Raw genomic sequence first — 20,508 nt, 5'->3', positions numbered from 1 at the left:
GAGTGTGCCGCACGGGCGCCGGGGCGGGAGAACTAGAGTGGATGCCGTGGCAGGACGGATTCGGGAGAGCGACATCGCGGAGGTGCGTGAGCGCAACCGGATCGACGAGGTCATCGGGGAGTACGTCGCGCTGCGGCGGGCCGGCGGAGGCAGCCTCAAGGGCCTCTGCCCGTTCCACAACGAGAAGACCCCGTCGTTCAATGTGCGCCCCTCGCACGGCACCTTCCACTGCTTCGGCTGTGGCGAGGGCGGCGACGTCATCAAGTTCATCCAGAAGATCGACCTCGTCTCGTTCGTCGAGGCGGTCGAGCGGCTGGCCGACCGGGCCGGGCTCCGGCTGACCTACGAGGGCGGCGGGGGCGGGGCGGCTCAGCGCGACCGCGGCACCCGCGCGCGGCTGATCGAGGCGCACCGGGCGGCGAGCGCGTTCTACATCGAGCAATTGGCCACCGACGAGGCTCGCACAGCCCGCGACTTCCTGTCGGAGCGCGGATTCGACGCGGCGGCCGCGAAGCAGTTCGGCTGCGGCTACGCGCCCGGCGGCTGGGACAAGCTGACGAAGTACCTGCTCAACCACGGGTTCGAGGTCAAGGAGCTGCTCGCGTCGGGCTTGTCCAAGGAGGGCCAGCGCGGCCCGATGGACCGCTTCCACCGGCGGCTGGTCTGGCCGATCCGCGACGTCGGCAACGACGTGGTGGGCTTCGGCGCGCGCCGGCTGTTCGACGACGACCGGATCGAGGCCAAGTACCTCAACACCTCCGAGACGCCGATCTACAAGAAGTCGCAGGTGATGTTCGGCCTCGACCAGGCCAAGCGCGAGATCGCGAAGCGGCACCAGGTGGTCGTGGTCGAGGGCTACACCGACGTGATGGCGATGCACGCTTCCGGGGTGCCCACGGCCGTCGCGTCCTCGGGCACCGCGTTCGGCGAGGACCACATGAAGGTGCTGCGCCGGCTGATGATGGACGACGACGCGTTCCGCGGCGAGGTGATCTTCACCTTCGACGGCGACGCGGCGGGCCAGAAGGCCGCGCTCAAGGCGTTCGAGGGCGACCAGACCTTCGCCGGGCAGACCTACATCGCGGTCGCGCCGGACGGCATGGACCCGTGCGAGCTGCGCATCGCCAAGGGCGACGCGGCGGTGAAGGACCTGGTCGCGCGCCGGACGCCGCTGTTCGAGTTCGCGATCAAGAGCATGCTCAAGCAGTTCGACCTCGACTCGGTCGACGGGCAGGTCGCCGCGCTGCAGAAGACGGTGCCGATGGTGGCGTCGATCAAGGACCGCGCCAGCCGCGACGGCTACGCGTCCAAGCTGGCCTGGTGGGTGGGCTGGCAGGACGTGGCCCAGGTGGTGAACCGGGTGCGCGGCAGCGCGGGCGCCACGGCGAAGCGCGGCGGGCCGCCGTTGCGCCAGGCGGCCTCGAGGCAGGCGCCCGAGCCGGAGCCCAAGGAACAGGATCTGCCGCGGCCCGCGCCGGGCGACCCGCGGTTCACCGGCCAGCGCGAGGCGCTCAAGGCCGCGCTGCAGCAGCCCGCGATCGCCGGCCCGGAGTACGACTCGCTGCCGGAGGAGGCGTTCACGCACCCGGTGTACGTCGCGATCCACCTGGCCGTGCTCAAGGCGGGCGGCGCGGCGTCCGGGCTCACCGGCCCGGCGCTGCTGGACGCCGCGGCGCAGCACTGTCCGGAAGGGACGGTCCGGCGGGTGCTCAGCGAGCTGTCCGTGGAACCGTTGCGCGCCTTGGGCGAAGTCGACTCCCGGTACATCTCGGGAGTGCTCGCGGGCGTGCAGGAGAGCCTCGTCGGCCGGCAGATCGGCGAGATCAAATCGAAGCTGCAGCGGCTTTCGCCGGTCGAGGCGCCGGACGACTACCGCGCGCTGTTCGGCGACCTGGTGGCGCTGGAGCAGTACCGGAAAGCGCTGCGGCAGCAGGCCGCCAGCGGATGGGACTGAGATGGGCTGGCTGAGCCGGATCTTCGGAAACGGGCTCCCGGAAGGATTCCCGGCGCGCCCGGAGCCGGGTGAGAACGTGATCGCCGCGGCGGCGGTCGAGGGCGGCGGGCACCTGGTCGTCACCTCGCTCGGCCTGTGGCTCCCGGACGGCGAGGGCGGCGCCCGGCGCGTCGGCTGGCACCTGGTGGCCAAGGCGACCTGGGCCGACGGCGTCTTCACACTGACCGAGTCGGCGGAAACCGAGCGCGCCGGCGGGGTCGTCGTGCTGAGCGACCTCGAGCCGGTGCGGTTCCGGCTGCCGGACCCGGGCAAGGTGCCGCAGCAGGTGCGGCTGCGCGTCGACGGCTCGGTGCGCACGCGCCACCGCCACGAGCTGCCCGGCGGCGGCGCCTGGTTCGTGCAGCGCAAGGTGCCCGGCCACGACGGCACGGTGCTGCAGGTGCGCCCCGACCCGGGCACGGACCCGGCGCTGGTCTCGGCCATCGCCGAAGAGGTCGCGGAGAAGCTGGCGGGTCCGCAGCGCTAGCAGTACGCTCGTACTCAGTACAGCCGTACTGTTTACTTGCGGAGGTGGACGTCTCATGTGGGATCCGGCCAAGTACCTCGACTACTCCGACCTGCGCGCGCGGCCGTTCCACGACCTGATCGCGCGCATCCCGGCCACGTCCGCCCGTCGAGTGGTCGACCTGGGCTGCGGACCCGGCAATCTGACCGTCGACCTGCCGAAACGCTGGCCCGACGCGGTGCTCGAGGCGTCCGACAGCTCCCCGGAGATGGTGGACGCCGCCCGCGCCCGCGGCGTCGACGCGCAGGTCCTCGACGTGCGCGACTGGACGCCGCGGCCGGACACCGACGTGGTCGTCTCCAACGCGGTGCTGCAGTGGGTACCCGGGCACCAGGACCTGCTGCGCCGCTGGGCCGGGCAGCTGCCGGCGGGCGCGTTCCTGGCCGTGCAGGTGCCGGGCAATTTCGGGGCGCCGTCGCACCGCATCACGCGTGAGCTGGCGGGCTCACAGGAGTGGGCTTCGCGGCTGGGCACGCTGGTCCTGCGCGAGGACGACGCGGTCGCCACCCCGCACGCGTACGCCGACCTCCTGGCCGACGAGGGCTGCGCGGTGGACGCCTGGGAGACCACGTACATGCAGCGCTTGTCCGGCGAACGCGCCGTGCTGGAGTGGATCACGGGCACCGCGCTGCGCCCCATCCGCGCAGCCCTGGACGACACGGAGTGGGCCGCCTTCCGCGACCAGCTCGCCCCCTTGCTGGCCGCCGCCTACCCGCCCCGCCCCGACGGCACCACGTGGTTCGAGTTCCGGCGCATTTTCTTTGTGGCGCAGACCCCGTCACGTGGTTGAGGGTTTGCCGCTTTGAGCCCTTCTCGGCTCGGCGGGCCGGCCGGTCCGGTGTTCCCCGGGTGGTACCTCACTTCCGGCCGAACTTCTCGCTCACCTTGGCGCGCGCCACTCCGGCGGCGCCCTGGACCATGGGATGGTCGATCAGTTTGCGGTAGGTGCGCACCATCTGCTCGTACCGTCCCCGGCCGGCCTTGGTGCCCAGCACGTACCCCAGGCCCACACCCAGCAGGAACTTCTTCATCGCCGGCACACCTCTCCTCGGTCGGACTCCCGCCTCCCATTGTCCAGCAAACCGCGCCCGGCGGTGGTGATCGGCTTCGGTGGGGGGTCCTGTCCGGGCGGCTCAGGGCGTGCGCTAAAGTTTCCCCCATCAGCCGGAGAGATCCGACTGAGAGCGATGATCCCCTGTAGCTCAACTGGCAGAGCATTCGGCTGTTAACCGGAGGGTTCTTGGTTCGAGTCCAAGCGGGGGAGCAAAGCCCAGGTCAACGACCTGGGCTTTTTTGCTACCCGTGAGCAGGGGCGATTTTGACGGTCGTCCAGTGATGGGGCGTCCGGCTGTCGTCGGTGGCCGCCGATGGTGCTTGGGGACCTCGCTGTCCTGCGTTGACGCCGTCTCCCTCGGTGTGGTTGTGCCGGTGCGCTCGGCAAGCGGGTATGAGTGCGTCCTGGAGACGGATGGTCGGCGGCGCCGGCCGCCGCGCTTGACCGAGCGTGGGACTGACTTCCTTACTTGGTCGTGGAGGAGGTGCGCCGCTTGTCGGATCGCCGGACGGCTTGCGCTGTCGCGTCGGCCCGCGTCTTCCGGCACGGCGCCTACTTTCACGTCCTGGCCGATGTTGCGGGATCCCTGCCGGCCCAGTGCGGATGCCTGACTGCGAGCGGCGGCAACCTTGTCCGGGCTTCTGTCTGCCACGTGTGTTCGACCTGCGCGAATAGCATTGCTGACCCCCTCACTGCCAGCGATCGGGCCGTGGACCCCGAACCCGCTGGTTGAGAGCCAGCACCATGGCGTGTCGGACGGTGTCGAGTGATGCCGGACAAGACTTTTCCTCTGGTCGACGGGTGTTCTCGCGAGGTTGCTGGGGTCGGGTTCGACTCGGACGTCGAGGAGCGTGCCGTAGTTCGTCTCGCGCGGGTAGCCGAACGTCCGGGCGATGGTGAGCACGGTCTCCTCCTCGGTCGGGGTGCCGTGCAGGAGGGCGAATCCGAGGTCGCGTACGGCTCTCAGGACCCGCGCGCGCTCGGCCGGGTCGTCGCGGTAGGCGGCCCAGTCCGCGGCGGGCAGCCGGCCGTCGAGGTCGCGGGCCTGCCACAGCCGTTTGCCGGCTTCGGTGCGGCCGTCCCCGCTCGAGGCGTTCAGCTGCGCTTCGAGCCAGGCGCGGGAGAAGGGACCGCGGTGCCCGTCGGGGCCGACGGTGACGGTGATCGTGTCCGGCGCAGCTGCTGTATCACGGCCGAGTGCCTGCGCGGAACACCGTCGGTGGCTGTCCGGTGTGGATGGTGAAGAACGTCGAGAAGTTCGACGGGTCACGGAAGCCCAGGCGGCGGGCGAGCTGGGAGACCGGCTGGTCGGTGTGGGCGAGGAGACGGCGGGCTTCGAGGGCGAGCCGGTCGTTGATGGCTTGCTTCGGTGACTCGCCGGCCGCGGCCTGCGTGGCTCGGCTGAGGGTGCGGGCGGAGTAGCCGAGGCGGCGGGCGTAGTAGGCGACGTCGTGCGCGGTGGCGAAGTCGCGTTCGAGCAGGGCCCGGAAGCGGGCGTCGAGGCCAGCGGCGTCCGGTGTGCGGTCCGGGGTATGGCGGGCCAGGCCCAGGATGAGGACCGACAGCAGGTGCCGCAGTGTCTCGGTCTGGACGGTGGTCGGCTGCCGGGCGCGGTCGTACTCGCGGCGCAGCGCCCGGCGGGCCGGCTCGACGGGTGCGGTCGCGGCGACCAGGCCGGCGCGATCGCCGGCGAGAGTGGCGGCGTGGGTGCCGGGGATGAGGAAGTCCGGCTGGAACAGGACGAGGTCGCCGGTGGCGCGCTCGCCGAAGACCTGGACCTGGCCGGGCCGGACCCACAGCGCCGAACCGCGCTCCAGCCGATACCGCTCGAAGTCGAGGGAATGGGTCGTCGCCCCACCGGTCACCAGGAGCAGCAGGTGGAAGTCCGGACGCTGCGGCGAGGCGAGATAACCCGGCGGAGCCATCGCCCACAGCTGCGCGATCGTCAGCACCTCGACTCCGAACGGTGCGGGAGCCTGGAACGGCACACGGCGGATCACTTGTCTCGTTTTCACAGATCGAGGTCCGCCTTTCACCCGTGTTCCTCCCTATCGTGTCGAAGCATGACCGATTCTCATATCATCACCGATACGGCGTCAGTGCACGTCGAGGACACCGGCAGAGCCGGGCCGGCGCTGGTGTTCCTGCACTACTGGGGCGGGTCGGTCCGCACCTGGTACCCGGTGATCGAGTGCTTGACCGCGCGCTGCGTCGCGCTCGACCACCGGGGCTGGGGCCGGTCCAGTGCACCGGAAACCGGCTACGCGACGGCCGACCTCGCCGGCGACGCGCAGGCCGTGATCACCGCGCTGGACCTCGACGACTACGTCCTGGTCGGGCACAGCATGGGCGGCAAGGTCGCGCAACTGCTCGCGACCCGCCGCCCGGCGGGACTGCGCGGTGCGGTCTTGGTCGCGCCGGCGCCGGCCAAGCCCGTCCCGATCCCCGACGGGGTCCGTGCACAGATGGCTACGGCTTACGAGAGTCGTGAGTCGGTGCTGGCGGCGCTGGACGTCGTGCTGAGCCACGCACCCCTCTCGGACGCGCTCCGCGAGCAGGTCGTCGAGGACAGCCTGGCGGGCGCCTCAGCGGCGAAACGCGAGTGGCCGGCGCGCACGATCCTGGAGGACGTCTCGGCGGACCTGGCGCGGATCGACGTCCCGGTGCTCGTGGTGGTGGGGGAACACGACCGGGTCGAGCCGGTCGAGGTGATGCGCGGGAACGTCGCCGGCGTCATCCCCGGCGCCCGGCTCGACGTGGTTCCCGGCGCCGGGCACCTCCTACCGCTGGAACGTCCCGAACAGCTCGCCGCACGCATCGACACCTTCTGCAAGGAGCTCACCTCATGGCACTGGTGAAGATCACCACCAGCGAAACCGCGTTCCCCGGACATGACCCGGAGCGGATCGCCGCCGCGCTCGGCGAACTGACCTACTCCGCCGAGGGATTCGCCGGCAGCACCGTCGCCCCGGAACTGACCTGGGTGCTGTTCGAGCAGCTACCCGAGACGGCGTTCCTCAAGGCCACCGGCACCTCGTCGAAGCCGCACTACTACGTCGAGGTCACCACGCTGCGCGGCGCGATGACCGAACCGTCGAAGCTCGACCTGGGCGCGCGGATCACCCACGAGCTCATGATGATCGAAGGCTGCGCCCCGACCGAGGAGAACGCCCAGCGCATCTGGGTGCGCTTCCTGGAAATCGCCGACGGCGACCTCGTCGTCGGAGGCCAGGCCACTTCACTCGCCACGCTGCGCGCGCTCGTCGCCGGAGAGGACACCACGATGGACCAGAAGATCACCGACCCTGCCACCTTCGCCACCGCGTTCGACCACGCGCTCAACTCAGGGGACCACGACCGTCTCCAGGCTCTCTACGACCCGGAAGCGACCATGCGGACCTCGGACGGGTCCGTCGTCGAAGGTCACGATCTCGTCGGTCAGGAGCTGAAGAACCTGATCGCCGTTCAGGCCCGTCTGGAGAACCGGACGCGACATGTTTTCCGCCGAGGTGACGTGGCGCTGATCATCGTCGACTACACGTTGCGGATCACCACACCCGACGGGCAGCAGGTCGACTCGCGCGGCACCGCCACGAACGTCCTGAAGCACACGCCCGAGCACGGTTGGCGCATGATCATCGCCAACCCGCAAGGAATCGCATGACTGCTCGCCCCTCGTAGGAAGTAACCAACGACGCCTCGGCATCCGCCCGTCACGGTCAAGCGGGGGGCACGGGCGTGGCGGCCGTGGCGAGGTATGTCGAAAGCCGCAGCCACAGCATTCGTATTCGACCTGGCGGTGAAGAATCGGCTCAAACGCATCCAGTACCGACCCGGGCTGCTCGACGCGTTCCTCGCTCACACTGGACTCGACCCGGAACCACCGTAATGCCGGCCATTCAACGTCTGTAGCGGCCACCGGCTTCACCTTCGGGCACGCCCACTGCCACCAGGATACGGGGAGGCGACGGCGCGCGACGTTGCGGCTTGCGAAGCAGCCCCGCCATTGCGCCACGTTGCCAGCGTGCGCCCGGTTGTGGGGTACGCACAGGACTTCACCGTGGGGTAGGGCTTCCAGCCGATGCGAGCCGCCGCCTGGTTCGATGTGGATGCCTTTGTCGAGGCTGTGCTGGGTTCCGACCGCGGACCTGCCTCTGCCAAGGAACGGCTCGCCCACCTCGGTCCGTGGCTCGGTGATCTGAGTGACCTTGTCGATCAGCGTGAGCGCCTGCGGATTCGCCGGGCGTTGTCCGGCTCCTTGTCCAGCAGCCGTATGGTGCCGGGAAATCTACGCCAGCTCGGCGGGTTTCGGTTCCGGGAACGCGTAGAACCGCACTGAAAGGTCGCGCGCCTCGCCGGCCGCCGCGGGCTTGCGGGCCGCGTAGCGGTGGACCAGCTCCAGGTACTCCGCCTCGAACTCCTTCAAGTCCTTGAAGCTCAGTCGCATCCCGGCGCGGCTCCCGGCGGTCCAGCCGTCGAACGTCTCGCGGCGCTCGGCGGCCCAGGCCAGCAGCCGGACCTCGCGGTCGTACTTCGCGTCCAGGTAGGCGGCCAGCGTGGCCCGGTCGGCTTCGGGGAAGTCTTCCGGCTTCGCTTCGTTCGTGCTCTGCGGGACGGGGTGCCAGCGGCCGTCGCGAGTGCGGCGGGTGTAGCCGGCCTGGGCGAGGGTCGACAGCGCGGCCGGGACGTCGATCTCCGGGACCTGCGCGCTCAGCTCGGCGGAAGTGGCGGGCAGGAGACGGAGAAGACGCTGGTAGTCCGGGTTCGTGTGCACGGCGATGTCGCGCATGGTCAGCGGTCTCGGCCGCGCGTTGCCGGCGAGCAGGGCTCGGGCCCGGAGCAGCAGGAACACCGCGATGGGCACCTCGGCCAGCAGCGCTGTGCCCAGGCTCACCCACTGGTCGGGACCGCCCCAGTCGAGGACGACGTCGAACCAGGCGTCGCAGAACAGCAGCGTCGCCGTCGCGGCCAGCATCGGCACGGACGCGCGGCTGCGGCGCATCCCGAGCAGGACGGTCGAGGCGAAACACAGCAGCAGGACGATGTCGAAGCCGACCCACGCGAACCGCCACTGGCTCGTGTCGAAGCGTTCGGGCAGGGTCAAGCCGAGGTAGACGGTCCACGGCACCAGGAACACCGCGATACCGGCAAGGATGGCGAGAAGCGCACGTCGGAACACTCGATCGACGCTAGCCGCGCCGGTGCCGGAGAACATCCGGGATGATCCCCGAGATCGACCCCGAGACCCGCGCGTCGGCTGGATGTCCGGACCCCGGACGCTGCGACGCGGCCTGCGCCGGTCTCATGGCTTGGGTTGATGGCCGATCCGGAACATCCTCGGGACCTGCCCTCGGACCAGGTCGATGAAGAGCCGTCCCCCAGACGCGGCGAGACCGCTGCCGTCGAGTTGGTCGCGTTGCGGGTGCAGCTTTGCGCTGACCGCCAATTTTCAGCGGCTCGGCGGGGCACTGGGATGCCCAGAACGATCGAGTCCGAAAAGGACAATGTCATGCGGGTCTTCTTCCGCGGCGAATGCGGTGAAACACTACTCCGGAGTCGGACGTGGCCGGTGCGATGAGCGCCCGTAGCGGGTGGACGATTCCGAACCCGAATTGGTCATCGCGTTGGTCGTCGCTGTGGCGGTCGGCGGTGTTGATCATCTGCCGGGTGACTTGTCCTGCCGTCATATTCGGGTGTTGCGACCGCAGTAGTGCGGCGTTGGCCGCTACGTAGGGGCTGCGTAGCTGGTGCCGTCGCCGTGCAGGTAGCCGCCGTGGTCGTTCGCGGAGCGGATGTCCACGCCCGGGGCGGCCAGTGTGGTGTGTGGTCCGGAGGCGCTGCTGGGCCAGAACTGGTTGCCGGAGTCGATACCGCTCACTGCGACGACTCCGGGAAAGGAGGCCGGATAGTTGGCGGAGTTTCCCGTATTTCCGTTGTTGCCGACAGCGGCGACGACCAGGGCACCGCGCTGGAAGGCATGCTCGACCGCGGCGCGGGCGTTCGGGTCGACCACCTTGTAACGGGCTCATCGCGCACCTCGTGGGCCAACGACCCGTGGATCTCGACATCTTTGGATCGGAGCGTCGCGGAGGGCTTTAACGTGGCCGGTAGTAAGCTGGGCGTCGTGGCGATTAACCTGGACCGGGTGCCCTCGGCGACTGGAACTGTCCAGGATCCAAACCCGTGAACGGGCTGACCCGCTCCGACCGCGACGCCGAGATCACCTGCACCCGATCATGATCAACGATCACCGGTCGCTGTTGATCACCGGGTTACGAGACATCCCTAGCATTGCCAATCGCCAATACCGTCCCATTCACTCTCAAGCGGGCCGGCTATCGACGGCTCTGCCGAAGCTAGGCAGATGGCATCTGCTCGACGAAGGACTGTGACCATGAGAGCCTTGCCGCCTGCAGTGTGCAGATCCTGCCCGATGGCGCGAACCTCATCTCGGTTCTCGTAGAGGCCAGGATATCCAATCTGCGCGATTCTGATTGCCAGCGCCTCTAATGATCTCATGCGAACCTCGGAGCCCTCGTCAATAACTATCTCCCCAAGAATCGGGTCGGGGCTCATCGCAATTCTTCCCTCGCGCAAGCGATCCGCTGCTCGGCGAAGGCGGCGTAGATCTCGACGGGCGCGCCACTCGTGAAACACCATGGAAGGTATTCTAGAGTTCCCTGGGGGGTGGACCGTGTCCCAGCGCTCCTGAACATGGCTGGGGTGGCTGTAGTACTCCGCGCACCCCCGGACACACACGAACGGCCGGTTCAAGATCGGGTGCACCGACGCGCCCAGCCCCGCTGGCCAACGCGCCCAGCCCCGCTGGCCAACGCTCCAGCACCGCCGGGGATCCATTCGTCTCAGTGACAGCTACACCGAAGGGCTCGGCGTCGAAGTTCGCACCGCCCAACATGAGGAGCGGCGGGCCGCCGTCGGGCGCGGACAGCGGCACGCGGACTGCTGGACCGACGCGCTCGATCCCCGTCACCCAGTCTCCGAGCCGGGACCGGGCGACCTCGACCTCGTCATCGAGCAGCTGCGTGAGCAGTGCGGGGTCCGTCGTCATCCGTCGACCTGCGGGTCCGCGACGACCAGGACGCACACCGTGCCGGCCACTACGCCCGCCTCCTTCAGCGTCGCCGACGGGACCAGCGGCACTGACGTCCCGCCCTCCAGCTTCTCCTGCGGGTGGACACGGAACCGGGCTTCGAATCCCGCCGGGGTCCGCACCTCGACGATGTAGGCCTTCTTACGTCGGTCTTCTCGTTCGCTCACAGTGACCTCGTCGATCTCGATGAGATCCACGTCGACCTCGGTGACCTGCTTCTCGGCGCTCATCGCCGCTCCTTCCGCGGCCCCGTTGCAGGACCTCGGCCAGTTGGCGCGCGAGGCCGAGCCCTGGTAACCCGGCGGCGAAACTTTTTCGGCGGACCGGAGCCTCCGCCGCGTCAGCCCATGGACCGGCCGCGTCGGACGGCGGCAGCTGCTGGAACCAGGGGCGATTCAAGGGCGAAATTGCAGGTCGAACGTGGTCGACTGACATCGGCTGAGAGCATGAGCGATCGCAAACATCCCAGCTAGATCGACTGACGTCGACGAAAAATCAGTCAAACCAGTTAACCGGAGGGTTCTTGCTTCGAGTCCAGGCGAGGGAGCAAAGCCCAGGTCAACGGCCTGGGCTTTTTGCTGTCCGGGCATTGATCGGGCGAGAGGCCGAGCCCGTGCGGTGCCGCAGCGCGGACCTGGGTATGTTCGCGGAGAGCTACGCGAAACGAGGAGATCGGGCGGATGAGCGAATCGAGCGGTCGAGACCTCTGGCGGCCCGGGCAGGACTGTCAGGCCGTGGCCACGGCGCTGGCGCTGGGCCAGGACGTGGACCGGATCCACGGAGCGCCGTGGGGTGTCGTCGGAACCCTGGGTGACAGCATTTGCTACGTCGGCGTGAACGACAAGGTCGACGCCATCCACGCCGCCATGGGGCGCCGGATCGCGGAGCGGGACCTGCCGGTCCGGTTGCTGGCGCCGAACTACTCGGGCGGGATCTCGGACGGGCAGCGCAACGGCACACCGCAGATGCGCTACTCCCTGATCGGCCGGGAGACGACCAATGACGGGCTGTCCCTGCACTTCGAGGGCAGCGACATCCGTGGTGTGGTCGCCGTCGTCGCCTGTGACAAGCCGCCCGTGGGTACCACCGCGGCGATCATGGAACGCAACGTTCCCGCCGTGGTGCTCTCGGACGGCTCCATCCGTCCGGGCACGGATCCGCTGACCGGCGAGACGATCGACCTCGTCAGCTGCTTCCAGGTCGCGGGGGACCCGGATGCGGACAAGCGCGAGCGCTGGGCCCGCAACGCCTGCCCCGGGCACGGCAGCTGCGGCGGGATGTTCACCTACAACACCATGCAGACCTTCATCGCGCTGCTGGGGCTCGAACCGCTGCACATGGTGTCGCCCGCGTCCGAGGACCCGCGCCGGACCGAGGTGTTCCCCGAGCAGCTCGTGGACTGCCTGGAGATCATGACCCAGCGGGCCATCACCCCCCGCGACCTCGCCACGCCCGCCGCGTTCCGCAATGCCACGGTCGTGGCCATCGCGATGGGCGGATCGACGAACGTGCTGCTGCACGCGCCCGAGATCGCCCGGGCCACCGGGATCGACTTCTGGGCCGAGGTCATGTCCCAGCAGGAGTTCAACCAGCTCTCCCGGACCGTGCCGGTGCTGATCAACGCCCGCCCGTTCGGGAAGTACAGCATGGTGGACATCGACGCGGTCGGCGGTCTCCCGGTGATCGTCAAGGACCTCCTCGACCACGGCGTGCTCGACGGCTCGACGCTGACGTGCACCGGCGAGACCCTGGCCGAGCAGATCGCGCGCCTCGACCCGCCGGCACCGGATGGCGAGGTCGTCCTCAGCGTGGCCGCGCCGTTCAAACCGACCGGTGGCCTCCGTCTGCTCTCGGGCAATCTCGCCCCGAACGGCGGTGCGGTGATCAAGCTGGCCGGTGTCGAGACGGGCATCGTGGACAACCGGTTCGTCGGTCGTGCCCGGGTGTTCGACAGCGAGCGGGACCTGTTGGGCGCCCTGATCGACACGCCGGACATCTTCGCGGATCAGGACATGGTCGTCATTCGCTACGAGGGTCCGCGCGGCGCGCCCGGAATGCCGGAGATGCTGGATCCGACGTCGCGCATCACCGCCCTGTGCCGGCAGAAGGGGATCTCCATCGCGCTGATGACGGACGCGCGTTTCTCCGGCGGATCGGTCGGCCTGGTCATCGGGCACGTCGGTCCGGAGGCCGCGCTCGGCGGGCCGATCGCGCTGATCGAGGACGGCGACACGATCACCGTCGACCTCGACCACGACACCCTCGACTGCACCGAATTGGCCGACCCGGCGACGTTCGAGGCGAGGCAACAGCGTTGGCAGGACGAAGCCGCCTCCCACGGCGGCGAGCATCCCCTTGTCCGGCCGGTCACGACGCGGTTGTTGCGTCGCATGCGGGCTGCTGCCGCCACGGCGCTGGAGGGCGCCGGGATGGCCACGCCTTCCGGTACCTGACGCTCCGCACTACATCTCAGGGCTGCGGGGGTACATGAACTTTCGTAGCGCTGAGGATTGCGTGGTATGTCAAGGCCGGTGAAAGCGGCCTCTGCCTCGTCCCACCGTTCCGGCGTGCTCAGCGATTCGCCGAGGAAAAACTCGGCGGCAGGATCGTCCACGGCATGGGCCGCGGTGACGCCGAGCGTTTCGATCTCCAGCTGGAAAGTCCACAGTGGACTGGGAAGGCAGAGGAGGAAATGCGAGGCTGCCGCCGGCGCCGGCACGGGGGTGTAGACCTCGTGCTCGGCCGCGGTCCGCGGTCGACAGGGTCCCGGCTCGGGTCAGCTGTGCAGCACGGGCGCGTAGGAGATGCCGATAATCGCGCCTTCGGGTGACTGCAGCCGGGCGACTGTCTGACCCCATGGTTCCTCGCGAGCTCCGTGCAGCAGCTCATGGCCGGCCTGTTCGAGTTCTCGTGCCGCCGGTGCGACTGCGGCGGCGGCGTCCACATCAAACTCGATGCTGACCTGCGGCACCGGCCGGCCGTCAGGCCACTGATCGGTTCCGAAGCACGCCTGAGCGGCCTGGGACAACGGCCAAATACCGAACGACTTACACCCCGCGATCTCCTCGCTGTGGTAGTAGCCGTCGCCCTCGCCCTGGAGCGGGAGACCCAGAGTCTCGACGTACAGGTTGCGGCTGCTGATCGGTTCGGGAGCGATCACGGCCACTGTCGCGAGAAAGTCGATGTTCATTGCGCCTCCTCGTTCGTCACTGCTCAGTCGCCGATCCAATCAGGTCTCACCCGGTCACGCCACGACACGCGCATTATCGGCAAGTTCATGATCTTCGCTTAGGAGGTTTCGGTCGTTGAAGGATCGGCCTCTGACTGTGGGGAGCCGGGCGGTGGTTGGCGGCGCCGCGGCTTGGCCGCAGGAGGGAACGCACGTGTAATCGAGTCTGAACAAGCCGGCGGGGCCTTTGGGGAGCTGATCAAGCAGGTTCACGCATACGCAGGGGTGGCGATGCGTGAAGGGCGGAACGCACCGGCTGAACACATGATCTTTTGCCAACCTCCCAGCGGCGTCGAACGACGTCGAAAAGAAAGTGCAGGAAGCAATCAACCGGAGGGTTCTCGGTTCGAGTCCGCTCGGGGAGCAAAGCCCAGGTCAACGGCCTGGGCTTTTTTGCTACCCAGGAGCAGGGGTGATTTACGGGTGACTTTGACGATCGTCCAGTGAGGGGTCGTCCGGTTGCTGTGGTCGGCTGCCGACCGTGCGCTTTCGCGGCGAGACGCGATCCGCCGTGGCGAGAGCATCTGTCTCACCGCCGGCCGAGCGGATCAGGGGGCGCGCGTCCTCACCGCGCCGACGGGGCACTCATCGGACGGGGACCGGTAGCTCCGCGCACCAGCATGGACAGGTCGACGGCGCGGGCCATCGCCCGATAGCCGGCGTCGCCGGGGTGGAGGTGGTCACCGCTGTCGTACTGGGGGTCGTATACCTGGGGGTCCGCGGGGTTCGCAACGGCCGCGGCGAAGTCGGCCGTGCCGTCGAACTCGCCGCTGTGCAAGATCCAGTCGTTCACCGCCGCGCGGGTGTGTTCGCCGTCCTCCGACCAGTAGAGGGCGCCCTTGAACGGCAGCAGGGTCGCGCCGTAGATCCGCACGCCGGCGGCGTGCGCACGGGCGATCAGCTGCCGATAGCCGGCGATCAGGTCGTCGGGCGAGAGGTGCGGCCGGGTACCGAGATCGCTGGCGCCGATGTCGTTGACGCCTTCGAGCAAGATGACGGCCCGCACTCCCGGCTGGCCCAGCACGTCGCGGTCGAACCGCGCCAGCGCGCTGACCCCGGACAGTCCCGAGTCCTGCAGCACCTGGTTGCCGCCGAGGCCCTCGTTCACCACCGACAGCGTCTTGCCCCGGAGCTCGTGCAGCCGCCGTCCCAGTTCGTCCGGCCACCGGTCGTTCGCGTTCATCGCCGAGTTCGCGCCGTCGGTGATCGAGTCACCGAACCCGACCACCGAACCGACCACAGTGGACGGTGGTTGTACGTCGACCCCGCCGGCGAACAACCAGCACGGGATCGTGGCCGGGTAGCCGCTGGAGTCCTCGGCGGCGGACCAGTCGCCGGTCTTGGACACGAAGTTGTCCTGCTGCGCCGACGGGTGCTCGGTGGCCGGGCCGCTGAACCGCGGCACGTACACGCTCACGGCGAGTTCCTGGCGCGCCTGCACCGGCATGTCGAGCCAGTCGCTGACCACCGACGAGCCGGGCACGATCGTCACCGCGTTGCGCCCGCCGAAGGTGAGCGGGTGGCTCGACCCGGGCACCAGTTGTGCACCGGAGAGGACCACGCCGATCGAAGAGGCGGGGACGACGAGCGGCGACGTGCCGAACTGGTTGCTCAGCCGGACCCGCACCTTCGACCCGTCGACGCTCGGGTAGACGACATCGCGCACCGTCTGGTCCTGCAGCCCGCCATCACCGCCCGGACAGCCGAACAGGGTCTCCCCGGCGACCGGTGCCGCCGCCCAGGTGCCCACCGCCGGGACCGCGGGCCGGGCACTGGCCGGAACGGCGGTCGCCAGTGACAACGCGGTGACGCCGGCGGCCACCGCTGCGAATGCTCTTCTCATCTTGGTCTTCCTTCGGGTCGCCGGGAACCGCGGATTGTTCAGGTCGTGCGACGCGGGAGGTTGAGACCTTCCGCCACCAAGCGCGGCCGCCCGGACGAAAGGGCCCGGCTGGGCCAGGAGACCGTCACCTCGGCGGTCTCGCCCGGGAGCAGCCACAGGTAGTTCTCGCTGCAGCGCAACGGAAGCACCCGCTGATCGGTTCGCGCGTCGCGGGCCGAGAGGCGGACGCCCGCGGCGACCGCGCGGCCGGTGTTGCGCACGGTGACCACCACTTCGGAGCGGTCGCCGGTGCGGCGGACCGGGCCGGTGCGCAGGTCGACGTCGGTGGTGGTCCGGGCCAGCTCCCGCGCGTCGGCCGGGGTCCGGTAGCGCCAGTAGACGTTGCGCGAGAGCTCGGCGCCGTCGTCGCCGGCCAGGCGCAGCCGCAGCAGGTGCAGGGGCGGCAGCGCCGCGGTGAAGGGCACGGTGAAGGCCGCCGAAACCGAGGATGCCGGAACCGACACCGGCGCGGTCAGCGGAGCGCCCAGTGATCGGCCGCGCAGGTCGAGCAGCTCGGCGCGCACCGTGGCGCCGTCGAGGGGCCGCGCGGTCTGGTTGACCGCGTGGACCTGCCAGTCCGAGAGCCGCGCCTGGACGTGCAGGGGTTCGCAGCCCTTGCGGGCGCCGTGGAAGCTGCCGTTGGTGTCGAGGTCGTAGTCGTAGGTCTGCCAGACCGTGCTGTGGTGCGCCGGGTGGGACATCCACAGCAGCACACCTGACGCGTCGTTCCACAGGGCCGCGTTGTAGGCCTCGAAAATGGCGCGCATGCTCTCGTAGTTGACCAGCTGGGCCTTGGCGCAGAAATCCTCGAGCGAGGACGCGGTCCCGAACCGGTCTTCGATCGCGGCGCGATAGGTGTCGGGGTTCTGGCCGCCGCGGGTGCACCAGTCGTGGTTGAACCACACCGGTCCGATCGGCCAGGCCGGCTGATCGCCCGCGAGGTGCCGCATGCTTTCCGCGACCGGCACGGTCGGCAGGCCGATCTCGGTGTGGAAGCCGTAGCTGCCGATCGAGTACGTGTCGCCGTCGAAGTAGCGGGCGGGGTCGATCCAGGAGTACGGCCCATGCCCGGTGACGACGCCGCCCGCGGAGTTGCCCTGGTACCACAGCTCCGGCTGTTCCCGGGCGAGCAGGGCGCGCAGCCCGGCGTCCATGGCCGCGGGCGGGTCGCTCTCGTTGGTGGCGCACCACACCGCGATCGAGGGGTGGTGCCGGTAGCGCACGACGGTGTCCGCGGCGATGGCCAGGAAGACGTTGTTGTCGGGCGGGAAGATCGCGTCACCGGCCCAGAAGTCGTTCCACACCAGGATGCCGTTCTCGTCGCAGGCAGCGAAGAACTCTTCCCGGTTGCTGGAGCCGACCCAGTTGCGGATCATGGTGAAGTTCATGTCGCGGTGCAGTTCGACGGTGTCGGCCATCCGGTGGGGGAGCACGCGGCGCAGCAGCTCGTCGAAGCCCCAGTTGCCGCCCTTGGCGAACACGCGCACCCCGTTGACGCTGATCTGCAGCGGGGTGCCGGCGTTGCTGACCTGCTTCACGTCACGCCAGGTGCCGCCGTCGTCGGACACCTGCACGGTGAAGGTCAGCGCGTACGCGGTTTCCCAGGTGAGCACGACGCGGTCGAACGCCGTCGGCGCGCCGAGATCGACCTGGATCCACTGGCCATCGGAGTACCCCGAAGACCAGCGGGTGTCGTCGCGGCCGTCCACGGCGTTCGGGGCGGTGTCGTTCGCATTGTCCTCCGACGACGCGGTCGCGGTCTTCGCCCGGGCCAGATCGGGCCCGGCGCCGTCTGCAACGGACAGTGTCCACAGCGAAATCCCGTAGCCGGTCGCACGCTTCCCGCCCTGGACCCGCACGTGCCGGGCGGTGGTCCGGTCGAATTCGACCGTCTGCGGCGGGGAGTGGTCGGTGGCCGGGTCGACCACGATCGGCTGGGTCGCGGTGTAGCCGAACTGCCGCAGGCCCGTACGCACCGTGCGGCGGTCGCTGACCCGGTCGTCGACGGTGGCGGTGGTCGTCAGCGGGTGCAGTTTCGGTTCGCCGTAACCGTTGGGCCACCACAGTTCCGGCCGGGACAGCCGCAGTGCCGGGTCGGTCGCCGGGCTGAACGTGACGTCGGCCGAGGCGCCCGCCGCGACGTCCACCCGGCGGGCGGCCCGCGCGCCCGCCAGTTCGATGGCGACGGTTACCGAGAGAGTCCCGGCCGAGGCATTGCGCACCGGGACGACCACGGTCACTTCGGCGACCGTGGTGTCGGGCAGGTTCGGCAGCTTGGTGTCGACGCGGGGTTCGCCGAGCACGGCGTCGCCGGTCGAGCGCAGCCGGACGTGGTTCCAGAGGCCGGCGCCGCGGTCGCGGACGCCGGGCATCCAGTCCCAGCCGCTGATCGAGATGTAGCCGGGCAGGTCCTTCTGCTCGGCGTTGGAGTTCAACGTCGAGACGCCGTCGGGGCCCTTGTCGCCGGGGTTGCCCGGGTGCGGCATCGGGTCGATCCGCACGGCGAGGGCGTGGGTGCCGTGGCCGGGCAGGACAGCGGTGATGTCGAAGGCCGCCCGCGCCACGGGATGGGTCAGCTCGCCGACGGAAACCCCGTTCACCCACGCCTGCGCGTGGTGGTCGACGCCGTCGAACTCCAGCCAGACGCGGCGGCCCGCGTCGAACCCGTGGGGGAGCGAGAACTCGCGGCGGTACCACCAGCTGTGCCGCGACAGTGCTTCCGGAGCACGCATGTTGCCGAACCCGCTGGTCGGCTCGGGCAGCTTGCCCTGCTCGACCAGTGCCGTGTGCACGGTGCCGGGCACGGTCGCGGGCAGCCAGGCCGAAGTGTCGGCACCGGCGCGGGCGAGCGCGGGCCCGTCGGCGCTCACGCGGGAGTCCATGGTCAGCGCCCAGCCCGACTCCAGCGGGACGGTGCCGTCGTCCGCCGTGGTCAACGCGGGCGCCGGGCCGGGGTGGTGGCCCCAGTCGGTCCACCCGGTGGCGGCCGGGCGAGGGCGGTCGGTGTGCCCGTACACCTCGAACCCGTTGACCCCGAGCGGATTGGCGTTCGCTTGTTCCGTGGCCGAGAGCCGCACCCAGCGGGCGGTCACCGGCTGGTCGAGCGTGATCACCACGCGGCCACCGGGACTGTCGGTGGCCGCGTGGACGGTCTGCCAGGCGCGTCCGTCGGCGGAGACGTCGAGGGTGAACGCGACCGCGGAGCTGGAGAGGACTTCCCAGCCGGTGGTGTCGAGGAACGGGTTGATACCCGAAGCGGGCGTGAAGGCCGGGTCGGTGGCGGTCGCCTCGAACACCAGGACCACCGACTCGACGGTGCAAGGCGCCTGCAGGTCGACGGCGAGCCATTGCGGGGCGCCCGCGCCGGCGCGCCAGCCGGAGCCGCGGACACCGGTCTCGGCCAGCCCGTCCACGGCGAACCACGCCGGCGTCGGCGCGTACGCGGTCGAGGACGCCGACACCGGCCGGTAGCGCGCGAGGTCGGTCGCCGGCGGCCGGGCTTCGGCGGGTCCGGGCAACGCGGCCGGGAGGCCCAGCCCGGCGAGCAGGACGGCGTTGGACTGGAGGAACCGGCGGCGGGAAACATCGCTCACGGGGCAGGACTCCTTATCGGGAGAGCTGGAGGTCGACGAACCGCGGCCGGTTGTTGTCGATGTTCGCGTAGAGGTCGGCGAGTTTTTCGCTGTTGGTGTTGTAGGAGATGACCAGGTGCCCGGGACGGCTGATCTCCGGATGAGCGGCGACGTTGTAGGTGTAGCGGCCGTTGCCGGCCTCCGGCGCGGTGTAGACCGTCTCGCCGCCGGTGAACGGGCCGGCCGGGCCGGGCGCGTGGTAGGCGTGGATGGTGCTGGTCAGGCCCGAGTCGAACGTCGTGAGCAGGTACTCGCCACCGACCGGTGTCACGCCGAAGGAACTGCCGACGTTGCCGAGCAGCCGCGCCGACGCCGCCGGGTCGTCCGTCCAGCCGGTCGCGGTGCAGAACTGCCAGGGCCCGTCGAGCCGGCCGAGCGGGGCGCGGGCGAGGTGCAGGTACTTCGTGAAGCCGTCACCTTCGACGCCGTAGATGTAGGTCCACGCGCCGTCGCGCATGAGCTCGGTGCCCCATTGGACACCGCCGGCCGACGGTACTTCGGCGAGCTTCTCCAGCCGGAACGTCAGCGGATCGAGGGTAGCCAGCTTCGTGCGCGTCCAGGTGAAGTTGAACGGCGGCGGGTCGTCGGTCGGCGCCTGCTCGAACTCGATCACGCGCAGCTTTCCGCCGTCGACGATGCCGTCACCGTTCCAGTACCAGTGGTCGTTCGGTGCGCCCGGGCCCTGCGGGGTCGGGCCGACGAGTGACTGCGGGTGGTCCGGCGGGCCCGGCGCGATGGTCGTCAGCAGGTGCTTGGCGTCCGATGTGGACAGCACGGCCGAGTTGTGGGTGAACGGCGCCGTCTCCGGCAGGCTGTCGTCGGCGCGCACCGGCCCGAAGAATGTGTCGTTGAACAGCCACGCGACCAGCCCGGAGGGCAGCCGGGTCGAGTAGGTGCCGTCCGCGGCCGCCCAGCCGACGCCGGGGCGGCGGCCGAAATCCTGCCAGCGCTGGGTGAGCGCGGTGTCGGCCTGCGCGCCGACGATCCTCAGTGGCCGGTCGGCCGCGGCGGCCGGCCCGGCGAGGGCGAGTGAAGCAGTCATGGCGGCGCACAGCGCCAGGGTGCGGCGGGCGATCATGGC

General features: G+C 69.7%; 14 protein-coding genes, 1 tRNA gene and 1 pseudogene. 7 read left to right on the top strand and 9 right to left on the bottom strand.

The features are described from left to right. The first annotated feature begins 37 nt into the window (after positions 1 to 37). Genes dnaG through OG371_RS01190 form a run of 3 tightly spaced genes read left to right on the top strand, consistent with a single transcriptional unit; the run spans position 38 to position 3,309 of the window. Positions 38 to 1,954, top strand: a complete 1,917-nt coding sequence (gene dnaG, locus OG371_RS01200; protein ID WP_329064632.1) for a DNA primase — start codon at positions 38 to 40, stop codon at positions 1,952 to 1,954. A gap of 1 nt (position 1,955) precedes the next feature. Continuing rightward, positions 1,956 to 2,480: a hypothetical protein gene (locus OG371_RS01195; protein ID WP_329064629.1), complete on the top strand. Its 525-nt coding sequence runs from the start codon at positions 1,956 to 1,958 to the stop codon at positions 2,478 to 2,480. 55 nt (positions 2,481 to 2,535) lie between these two features. Continuing rightward, entirely contained in the window at positions 2,536 to 3,309 is a 774-nt protein-coding gene (locus OG371_RS01190; RefSeq protein ID WP_329064627.1) for a trans-aconitate 2-methyltransferase, read from the top strand. Positions 3,310 to 3,376: 67 nt separating this feature from the next. Here the strand turns inward: OG371_RS01190 and OG371_RS01185 are convergent, their stop codons facing one another. Continuing rightward, positions 3,377 to 3,550, bottom strand: coding sequence for a hypothetical protein (locus OG371_RS01185; RefSeq protein WP_329064626.1), 174 nt, complete (start codon positions 3,548 to 3,550; stop codon positions 3,377 to 3,379). Positions 3,551 to 3,710: 160 nt separating this feature from the next. Between OG371_RS01185 and OG371_RS01180 the strand changes: the two genes are divergently transcribed. Further along, positions 3,711 to 3,783 (top strand) — tRNA-Asn (locus OG371_RS01180). A gap of 977 nt (positions 3,784 to 4,760) precedes the next feature. Here the strand turns inward: OG371_RS01180 and OG371_RS01175 are convergent. Then, positions 4,761 to 5,573 (bottom strand): helix-turn-helix domain-containing protein, encoded by an 813-nt coding sequence (locus OG371_RS01175; RefSeq protein WP_329064624.1) that lies wholly within the window; start codon positions 5,571 to 5,573, stop codon positions 4,761 to 4,763. A 63-nt stretch (positions 5,574 to 5,636) separates the two neighbouring features. On the opposite strand from OG371_RS01175, the gene OG371_RS01170 reads away from it, so the two are divergent. Both OG371_RS01170 and OG371_RS01165 read left to right on the top strand, forming a co-directional pair. Then, complete coding sequence (locus OG371_RS01170) at positions 5,637 to 6,431, top strand: alpha/beta fold hydrolase (protein ID WP_329064622.1); 795 nt, start codon at positions 5,637 to 5,639, stop codon at positions 6,429 to 6,431. Next, entirely contained in the window at positions 6,419 to 7,237 is an 819-nt protein-coding gene (locus OG371_RS01165; RefSeq protein WP_329064620.1) for a YybH family protein, read from the top strand. Before OG371_RS01170 ends, OG371_RS01165 begins: the two co-directional genes overlap by 13 nt. Positions 7,238 to 7,861: 624 nt before the next feature. Here OG371_RS01165 and OG371_RS01160 read toward each other — a convergent pair. The 3 genes and pseudogenes from OG371_RS01160 to OG371_RS01150 all read right to left on the bottom strand — a co-directional run bounded on the left by OG371_RS01160 (position 7,862) and on the right by OG371_RS01150 (position 10,914). Continuing rightward, entirely contained in the window at positions 7,862 to 8,752 is an 891-nt protein-coding gene (locus OG371_RS01160) for a hypothetical protein (protein WP_329064618.1), read from the bottom strand. Positions 8,753 to 9,080: 328 nt separating this feature from the next. Then, a pseudogene (locus OG371_RS47310) lies at positions 9,081 to 9,586 on the bottom strand (S8 family serine peptidase). A gap of 1,052 nt (positions 9,587 to 10,638) precedes the next feature. Further along, positions 10,639 to 10,914, bottom strand: a complete 276-nt coding sequence (locus tag OG371_RS01150; RefSeq protein ID WP_329064614.1) for a hypothetical protein — start codon at positions 10,912 to 10,914, stop codon at positions 10,639 to 10,641. 450 nt (positions 10,915 to 11,364) lie between these two features. Between OG371_RS01150 and OG371_RS01145 the strand changes: the two genes are divergently transcribed. Continuing rightward, the gene (locus OG371_RS01145) at positions 11,365 to 13,137 is read left to right on the top strand and encodes a dihydroxy-acid dehydratase domain-containing protein (protein WP_329064612.1); all 1,773 of its coding nucleotides are present in this window, start codon (positions 11,365 to 11,367) and stop codon (positions 13,135 to 13,137) included. A gap of 323 nt (positions 13,138 to 13,460) precedes the next feature. Here the strand turns inward: OG371_RS01145 and OG371_RS01140 are convergent, their stop codons facing one another. The 4 genes from OG371_RS01140 to OG371_RS01125 form a co-directional block, all read right to left on the bottom strand. After that, a complete protein-coding gene (locus OG371_RS01140) occupies positions 13,461 to 13,874 on the bottom strand; it encodes a hypothetical protein (RefSeq protein ID WP_329064611.1) in 414 nt (137 codons plus the stop codon). A gap of 604 nt (positions 13,875 to 14,478) precedes the next feature. Then, a complete protein-coding gene (locus tag OG371_RS01135; protein ID WP_329064609.1) occupies positions 14,479 to 15,756 on the bottom strand; it encodes an SGNH/GDSL hydrolase family protein in 1,278 nt (425 codons plus the stop codon). Positions 15,757 to 15,794: 38 nt separating this feature from the next. Then, the gene (locus tag OG371_RS01130; RefSeq protein WP_329064605.1) at positions 15,795 to 19,388 is read right to left on the bottom strand and encodes a discoidin domain-containing protein; all 3,594 of its coding nucleotides are present in this window, start codon (positions 19,386 to 19,388) and stop codon (positions 15,795 to 15,797) included. A gap of 13 nt (positions 19,389 to 19,401) precedes the next feature. Continuing rightward, on the bottom strand, positions 19,402 to 20,505 hold the full coding sequence (locus OG371_RS01125) for a DUF5005 domain-containing protein (protein WP_329064603.1): 1,104 nt from the start codon (positions 20,503 to 20,505) through the stop codon (positions 19,402 to 19,404). Positions 20,506 to 20,508: the final 3 nt, after the last annotated feature.

Origin of the sequence: Amycolatopsis sp. NBC_01480 (assembly GCF_036227205.1) — a bacterium.
Taxonomy (GTDB): Bacteria; Actinomycetota; Actinomycetes; order Mycobacteriales; family Pseudonocardiaceae; genus Amycolatopsis.
Note: the sequence above shows the minus strand (reverse complement) of the source record. Positions and strands in the feature narration are given on the sequence as shown.